The 6,915-nt window shown below is 58.2% G+C and carries 9 protein-coding genes and 1 pseudogene; 8 read left to right on the top strand and 2 right to left on the bottom strand.

Features of this window, described 5'->3' with window-relative positions; genetic code table 11:
• Nucleotides 1-60 precede the first annotated feature (60 nt).
• From VGN62_RS05170 to VGN62_RS05155, 4 genes are all read left to right on the top strand, one after another.
• The gene (locus VGN62_RS05170) at nt 61-495 is read left to right on the top strand and encodes a transposase (protein ID WP_310089486.1); all 435 of its coding nucleotides are present in this window, start codon (nt 61-63) and stop codon (nt 493-495) included.
• The gene (tnpB, locus tag VGN62_RS05165) at nt 492-848 is read left to right on the top strand and encodes an IS66 family insertion sequence element accessory protein TnpB (RefSeq protein ID WP_327451658.1); all 357 of its coding nucleotides are present in this window, start codon (nt 492-494) and stop codon (nt 846-848) included. The genes VGN62_RS05170 and tnpB overlap by 4 nt, the downstream gene beginning before the upstream one ends.
• 31 nt (nt 849-879) lie before the next feature.
• Nucleotides 880-2,403: an IS66 family transposase gene (gene tnpC, locus VGN62_RS05160; protein WP_310089490.1), complete on the top strand. Its 1,524-nt coding sequence runs from the start codon at nt 880-882 to the stop codon at nt 2,401-2,403.
• 157 nt (nt 2,404-2,560) lie between these two features.
• The gene (locus tag VGN62_RS05155; RefSeq protein ID WP_327451657.1) at nt 2,561-2,848 is read left to right on the top strand and encodes a hypothetical protein; all 288 of its coding nucleotides are present in this window, start codon (nt 2,561-2,563) and stop codon (nt 2,846-2,848) included.
• A 775-nt stretch (nt 2,849-3,623) separates the two neighbouring features.
• Here VGN62_RS05155 and VGN62_RS05150 read toward each other — a convergent pair.
• On the bottom strand, nt 3,624-4,223 hold the full coding sequence (locus VGN62_RS05150) for a GGDEF domain-containing protein (protein WP_327451656.1): 600 nt from the start codon (nt 4,221-4,223) through the stop codon (nt 3,624-3,626).
• Nucleotides 4,224-4,430: 207 nt separating this feature from the next.
• Between VGN62_RS05150 and VGN62_RS05145 the strand changes: the two genes are divergently transcribed.
• From VGN62_RS05145 to VGN62_RS05130, 4 genes are all read left to right on the top strand, one after another.
• A complete protein-coding gene (locus VGN62_RS05145) occupies nt 4,431-4,739 on the top strand; it encodes a hypothetical protein (RefSeq protein WP_310088334.1) in 309 nt (102 codons plus the stop codon).
• A gap of 469 nt (nt 4,740-5,208) precedes the next feature.
• The gene (locus tag VGN62_RS05140; RefSeq protein ID WP_310088335.1) at nt 5,209-5,517 is read left to right on the top strand and encodes a PadR family transcriptional regulator; all 309 of its coding nucleotides are present in this window, start codon (nt 5,209-5,211) and stop codon (nt 5,515-5,517) included.
• Entirely contained in the window at nt 5,514-6,083 is a 570-nt protein-coding gene (locus VGN62_RS05135; RefSeq protein WP_310088336.1) for a hypothetical protein, read from the top strand. The genes VGN62_RS05140 and VGN62_RS05135 overlap by 4 nt, the downstream gene beginning before the upstream one ends.
• Entirely contained in the window at nt 6,080-6,427 is a 348-nt protein-coding gene (locus VGN62_RS05130) for a hypothetical protein (protein ID WP_327451655.1), read from the top strand. Before VGN62_RS05135 ends, VGN62_RS05130 begins: the two co-directional genes overlap by 4 nt.
• 252 nt (nt 6,428-6,679) lie before the next feature.
• Here VGN62_RS05130 and VGN62_RS05125 read toward each other — a convergent pair.
• Nucleotides 6,680-6,874: pseudogene (locus tag VGN62_RS05125) on the bottom strand (transposase); the annotation flags it as partial.
• Nucleotides 6,875-6,915: the final 41 nt, after the last annotated feature.

The following is a 6,915-nucleotide window of genomic DNA, read 5'->3' as shown; positions in this document are numbered from 1 at the left end:
GTAAGCGCTGTTTCCGGGCCACCTTGCGTCGTGGGGTGATCGCGTCAGATGATGGGCTGTATGGATGACGACAGCCTTGCGAGCGCACTGGACACCTACACTGGAGTGGCTCGGGAGCCTGTTTGTCGACCGGAGTTGCTCGGTGCGATGGCCGGTCGCCGCCGGATCTGGACACTGGAGCAGAAGCTGGCGATTGTCGCCGAGCTGGAGCATTGCGACAACATAGCCGCATTTGCGCGCCGCCACGACATTCGGACATCCTTGCTTTATACCTGGCGGCGGGAGCTTCGCTATGCACGGGCTGCGCGTCAGGCCAGCGATGGCGGTAGTGAGCGTCAGGCGATGTTTGTTCCTGTCGTAGCTGACCGCCCCCAGCCGATGTCGCACGATGGGGCGATCGAAGTTGAGGTTGGCGGTGCTGTGGTCCGGATTGGACGAACGGCTAGCACGGACCTGGCGACGGCCGTGCTCCAGGCTCTGCGGGTGTCGCCTTGATCGGGCTCGGTCCAGGCACGCGCGTGATGGTGGCAACGCGGCCCGTGGATTTCCGCAAGGGGCCCGATGCCCTGTCAGCATTGGTCAGTGCCGAGTATGGCGGCGATCCCTATTCCGGCGTGATCTATGTCTTCCGCGCCAAGCGTGCCGACCGGATCAAGCTGGTCTGGTGGGACGGAACGGGCCTGTGCCTGATGGCCAAGCGGCTGGAGTCCGGCGGGTTCAAGTGGCCGGGCATACAAGACGGCGTGATGCGGCTCACGGCCGCGCAACTTGGCGCTTTGCTCGAGGGTTTGGACTGGCGCCGGGTGCATGGCGGACGCCGCCCGATAGCACCGCAGATTGCCGGTTGACGCGGCTTTCATCTGCTGATTCACTGTTTCCATGCTCATGGAAGCGGACCTGCCTGAAGACGTTGACGCGCTGCGCGCGCTCGTTCTCGAACAGGCCCGCGAGCTCGATGCGCTCAAGGGTTTCAAGGTTGAGGTTGAACGCCTGAAGGCGATTATCGACGCCTTGCAGCGTCACCGTTTTGGCCGTCGTTCCGAACAGCTAGACCCCGATCAGCTCCAGCTTGCGCTTGAGGAAGTCGAGACGGCAATGGCTGAGGCGGAGCACGCCAGGGACAAGGCGAGCCGGACGCCCGCCGATCGCCCGCGCAGGACCAACCGCGGTTCACTGCCGGCGCACCTCGAGCGGGTCGAACAGATCGTCGATGTCGAGAGCAAGGCTTGCCCTTGTTGCGGCGGCGCGCTTCACCAGATCGGCGAGGATGTGGCCGAGCGCCTCGACGTAGTTCCGACCACCTTCCGCGTCTTGGTCACCCGGCGACCGCGTTATGGCTGCCGTTCGTGCGAGAGCGCGATCGTGCAGACCCCCGCGCCGGCACGGATCATCGAGGGCGGTATTCCCACCGAGGCGCTGATCGCGCATGTTCTGGTATCCAAGTATGCCGATCACTTGCCACTTTACCGGCAGGCCCAGATCTACGCCCGGCAGGGCATCGAGCTCGACCGATCGACGCTCGCCGATTGGGTTGGGCGAGCCGCCTGGTATCTGCGTCCCTTGCGTGACCACATTCTCGGCGCGCTGCGAGGATCCGAGCGATTGTTTGCCGACGAGACAACCGCCCCGGTCCTCGATCCGGGGCGCGGACGGACGAAGACAGGGCAGCTGTGGGCCTATGCTCGCGATGATCGGCCATGGGGCAGCTCCGATCCGCCGATCGTGGCCTATGTCTATGCGCCAGATCGCAAGGCAGAGCGCCCTCATTCCCATCTTGGCGATTTTGCGGGCATCCTGCAGGTCGATGGCTATGGCGGTTACACCGCGCTCGCCCGGCGGCGCCAGCAGGTCCGGCTCGCTTTCTGCTGGGCGCATGTGCGCCGCAAGTTCTATGAGCTCGCCGACAGCTCGCCGGTCGCGACTGAAGTGCTACGCCGGATCGCCTTGCTCTACCGTGTCGAGGATGAGGTCCGTGGTTCAACCGCCGAGCAGCGCTGTGCCGCTCGGGCCGAACGCAGCCGCGTCATCGTCGAGGAGCTTCACCAATATCTTGCCGCGCGCGGCCGCCAGGTCAGCGCCAAGAGCAAGCTCGGCGAGGCGATCCGTTACGCGCTCACCCGCTGGGATGGACTGTCCCGGTTCATCGACGACGGCCGCATCGACCTCGACTCCAACACCGTCGAACGCAGCATCAGGCCACTCGCACTGAACCGGAAGAACGCTCTGTTCGCCGGATCCGACGAGGGCGGCGACAACTGGGCGGTGATCGCCACGCTCATCGAAAACTGCAAGATCAGCGGCATTAACCCGCACGACTGGCTGACCCAGACGCTCAGCAAACTGGCAAATGGTCACCCTGCAAACAACGTCGGAAATCTCATGCCCTGGACCGACGTGGGCTGAGAACACCGCTTACGACGCGGTGACGCGCCCGACCGTCGCTTCGACGTCGGACCGATCGGCGGGTCAGGGGCTTGGCGTCCACTTAGCGCGTGATAAAAATACTACTCCTGCGACTTTTTTTGTAATAAAGTGGCGGGGATAATGGTGACACATCGGAGTGACGACGATGGAGCCGAATTTAGAGGATGTTTGGGAACAGGCGCTTGCTGCGGAACGGCGCTATGGGGACGATGCTATCGAGATGATCACCGTGCGTATGATCGAATGCCTGAAGCTCAGAGATTATATTGAAGCAGGATTTTGGTCAGCAGTTGCAAATCGTTTGGGCGATCTGCACGCAATCAAAACCAAAATTTGCCCGATTTCGTTTTCAGGGGACCATATTGCGCCTGTGGGCATGGATAGTGACACCCCCTCCGTCAGTGTAAACAAAATCGGCGTTTAGGTTTTTGAAAATGCTGCTTCGCCTTGTTATGGCCGACGTGGTGGAAACACCCATGTATGGCGCATTGGTGTCGGCGCCGTGCTACCAAAGAGGAGAATATAGCTCAGTTGAATAACGCATATTCAAGGTGCCAGCCCTAGACCTCGACGGACGCACCGAAACCAACAAGCCGAGGCATCCGGAAAGGCAAGCCACGGAATAGTCAGTCGGTTTAGCAGAATATATAGTTTGCTCATTCTGCGATCATCCGAGTTGGCAGCCTCGGTCAACTGACCCTCGGAAAGCGACTCAGCTTTCCCAGCTCCGTCGTTGGGTCCGCGGAAGACACGATGCAAAGCCTTCGTTAACTAACTTGGCCTACGCAGTGAATTGCGTCGAAACTGGGGACGGCTCTCGACCAAGCGTTTCCAAATTCGGCCGCAGGGGTTCCCACTGGGTGGGGCCAGCCGGGAACCCCGATCTGTGTGTCAAATTGCAATGCCATTGATCGACGGTGGTGGTTGCTATGGTATGCACGGTTCGGACCCCACTCAGAAAAGCTGTCCATGTGAAGCAGCGCTTTGATGGCAATAGATATTGCAGACGTGAGGCTAAGGTTGAGCCGTTAATCGGCAGCTATGCCGACGGTTTTACGCTGCAATTCCTGAGGGAATTGAATAGGCGTTCCGGCCACCCCTTTCGGCAATATCGAGCTGTTCGTCCGCTCGCCGCAAAATTTGGCCAACGGTTTCCGCGCGGCTTCCGATCGCAACGCCTGTGCTGACGGTCAGCGGAATTAAAGTTCCTTGATAGCCGCACGGCGATCGTTCGACCGAGCGGAAGCAGATTCTGCCAGACTGCGGGTTTCCGCCAAGCTTGTCCAGTTAGCGAGGATCGCGAACTCCTCCCCACCCAGCCGGGCAATTATTACGCCGTCCGGACTGAGTTCCGTTAATATTTGCGCGACGTGTTTGATCGCTTCATCGCCCGCATCATGACCCAGACTATCGTTCACTTTCTTGAAGTGGTCGATGTCGGCTAGCAAGAGAATGACCGGCCGAGCGAGACTTATATCACTTTGCTGGTCCAGCAATCTCGAAGCAGCGAGTTGGAATGCTCGGCGGTTCAATAAGCCTGTCATTTCATCGTGTTCGGCCAGCCACTCAACCTTGCAGTGCAACTTATAATATCGGTAATTCATCATTCCCACCCAGAACGAGATCGGCGGCGAGATGAGTAAGGGGATTAGCACTGCCGCGTGGATTGACCGACGGTAGCCGTGAGGCGGCAGGTCAGCGCTAATCCACGACACGATAGCAACGGACGCCGTTATTGCGACCAGAAGGATAAACGCACCTCTGACCACGAGAGTTAAAATCATTCTGTTGCGGTGCATATGCATCGCTATCACGCTCCCACGCGGGCGCCTTCGTTGCTCCAGTCTATGACCGACTAGCTTAAAAAGACGGAAAAGTGACCCGCTAAATATTTCCGCGCTCACCCGATGCCTTCGCTACCGCAATCGAGCCAATTACTGAATTAAACGTCGCAGGTCGTTAGCCGCCGGATTAGGTTGCCGAGTTGCAGTATGGAGGTGCGAGCGATGTTGTGGAAGGCCGCCGGTGCAGTGATGATTGCATTCATATTATCTATGTGCAGTTTGCAAATCCATCCCAGCACGAGTGAGTATGGTGAGTATGGCAATGTCGGTTCGCCCACTGAAAATTGGCGGAAGCGCTTGGTGGCGGGCTGGCCGGCTCCGTTCGTTGCAGATGTCCCGTCGATTTCTGTGCCCCGGCAGATCGGCCCGGAGGACGAATTCCGCTTCGGAGCATTTTTAGGGACCTTCAGTTTCTGGCTTTTGGTAACCCTGTTTTTCGGCTCTATTGTCCGCTTTTTTGGCCGCCGTTAGTAGTAATAGTGTAATTGGACAGGCGACTTCGATTCTTTTCGAGCTCTTCGCTATCTACAGCGCCTGAGCTGGCGCTTCCATTCGATGATGCCAGGCATCGGTAACCGCTGCGTGTGATCTACGGTCAACTCGGGCGTCGCGCGTCCGCATTGGTTTAGCGAGATAGCACCCCAGTCGACGCAAGCGTTTACGCACCTCGGTTGATCCGTCATCCAGTAATCCGTCTCCCGCGCCAAAAGGCAGACGAGCCACCCGAGCGGATGTGTCAGGGGCGAGCTGCTATGGCAGGTAAGGCACAGATTCAGGCTAACAGCGAAACTCAGGTCGGTCACACTTCCGGCGCAAGCGTCACTTTTTCAGAGCATCGGACCTGTCATTCCTCCAGCGGTAAGCGCAGTTGGCGAGACATGCCGCGATCCCACGCCACAAACGGGTTGCAATAGAAACTCTATATATGTAGATAATCAATATGGCTCGGCGCATCAACATTTCGCGGCAGACTCTGACGGTCTTGTCGGCTTTCCTCGAAACACCCCAGGGATGGCGGTATGGGTATGATTTAATCAAAGAAACCGGCCTCAAGTCCGGCACGCTTTATCCGTTGCTCATGCGTCTTCACGATCAAGGGTTGTTAGATTCAGAGTGGCATCCTTCGCCTCAACAAGGTCGACCGGCTCGCCATGCATACCGCTTGTCCCATGCTGGAATTGCTTTGGCGAAGCAGGCACGTTCGTCTGAAACGCCGCCGTTGCAATCCGCAGTCGAGGCGTTCGCATGACCTCTGGTTTGACCCGCATTGCACGTGCTGCTCTTCGAGTGGCAGTTGCGCTTTCACCTCCCGAGCGGCTTGAGTGGTCGAAAGCCATGCAGTCTGAAATGCATCACGCGTCGGGCGGCAATGCGCTGCCCTTTGCTTTAGGGTGCTTATGGGCGATGGCAAAGGCGCGGGCTACGACGCAAACGGCAATCGTCAACGCCTCTCGCTGGACGCTGGTTCTCTGTGCCGTAGCATGGAGTGTTCTCCATATCCGTCTTGCCGGACGGCTTTCGACCGTTGGTGCGACGGCACCATCGATGCTCGCCTACTTTGCGGCAGCGGCAATTGCGGTAGGTGCGTTTTTTACTGCGGTGAGAGGACTGCGCGCCGCAGTATTGCTGGCTATCCCAGTGATTATCTTGTCTAGCTTTGTCGCTATAGGCATCGATCAGATGCTGCCTCCCCAGGCATTTGCCCGCTTCTACAGAGCGATTGCCATAGAGTATGTCGTCATTCTCTCGACGGCTATGCTGATTGCGATCGGCGTCCCGGCTTGGGTGAAGCAACAAAAGAGGTCCACGATATGACGCGACGTCGAATTACGATCGCCTTGGCGGTCGTTGCTGGTCTGCTGGGGATCGTGCATCTTGCTTTAGCCACATTGATCTTTGGCATATGGACCACCGACGTCTTATGGTTCGTCGGCACCGGAGTCGCCATTGTGATTGCAGCAGCGGCAAACCTGATTGCCGTGAACGCTCCGGATCGCGCCGGTCGGTCAATCTTGGTGATCATAAACGCGATGATGGCTGGATTCTTCGCAGCAGCTTGGTCGGTCCTGCCCGGACCACAGGTGATTGTCGGAGGAATATTGTTTGCTGGGCTTGCAGTGTGCGCATGGACGACGGAACGCGGGCACAGGCCATCTTAGCCCACGGGCAAACGGCGCATTCTCGTGCTATAAGATCGAAATAGTCCGCAACGTCAAAGAACGCCCTGCGACCGGTATCTAAGATCAAGACTCATCGATCAGGGTCAGAAGATGACAGTAGCGGCGAAGGCTACGGCGGAAAAAAAAGGCCTTCGGGCACCGATCGTAGCGCCTGGCGACGCGCTGGGCGCCTATGGACGATGTCGCCAAGGCCTTCCATCATGCAGATAAAGATGTCTTGTCGCTTCACTACTTGCAGCGATCGAAAAGCGTTTTTGCCGAGCCATATTCTCTCGGCGATTCCGACCACCTCAGCTAATTGCGATTGACGAAGATGATGCCGCTCGAAACCCGCCGATCATCGACCCGCTCCCGACCTTGGCTCTTCGCAAACTACGGCTGAAGACGCGCCGTCTGTTCGTCCGTCAACCAATACAAATTACGCATCATTCAGGCTCCTCGTTGTGAAGCTGAATCACAGCGCCTGC

The organism is Sphingopyxis sp. (genome assembly GCF_035998905.1).
Lineage (GTDB): Bacteria > Pseudomonadota > Alphaproteobacteria > Sphingomonadales > Sphingomonadaceae > Sphingopyxis.
This window is presented reverse-complemented; position numbering and strand designations above follow the sequence as displayed.

What these genes read in the sequence shown, in the direction of transcription:
- VGN62_RS05170 (WP_310089486.1), top strand. Translation starts at nt 61, where the DNA reads ATGGATGACGACAGCCTTGCGAGCGCACTGGACACCTACACTGGAGTG.
- tnpC (WP_310089490.1), top strand. Translation starts at nt 880, where the DNA reads ATGCTCATGGAAGCGGACCTGCCTGAAGACGTTGACGCGCTGCGCGCG.
- VGN62_RS05150 (WP_327451656.1), bottom strand. Translation starts at nt 4,223, where the DNA reads ATGCACCGCAACAGAATGATTTTAACTCTCGTGGTCAGAGGTGCGTTT.
- VGN62_RS05145 (WP_310088334.1), top strand. Translation starts at nt 4,431, where the DNA reads ATGTTGTGGAAGGCCGCCGGTGCAGTGATGATTGCATTCATATTATCT.
- VGN62_RS05140 (WP_310088335.1), top strand. Translation starts at nt 5,209, where the DNA reads ATGGCTCGGCGCATCAACATTTCGCGGCAGACTCTGACGGTCTTGTCG.
- VGN62_RS05135 (WP_310088336.1), top strand. Translation starts at nt 5,514, where the DNA reads ATGACCTCTGGTTTGACCCGCATTGCACGTGCTGCTCTTCGAGTGGCA.
- VGN62_RS05130 (WP_327451655.1), top strand. Translation starts at nt 6,080, where the DNA reads ATGACGCGACGTCGAATTACGATCGCCTTGGCGGTCGTTGCTGGTCTG.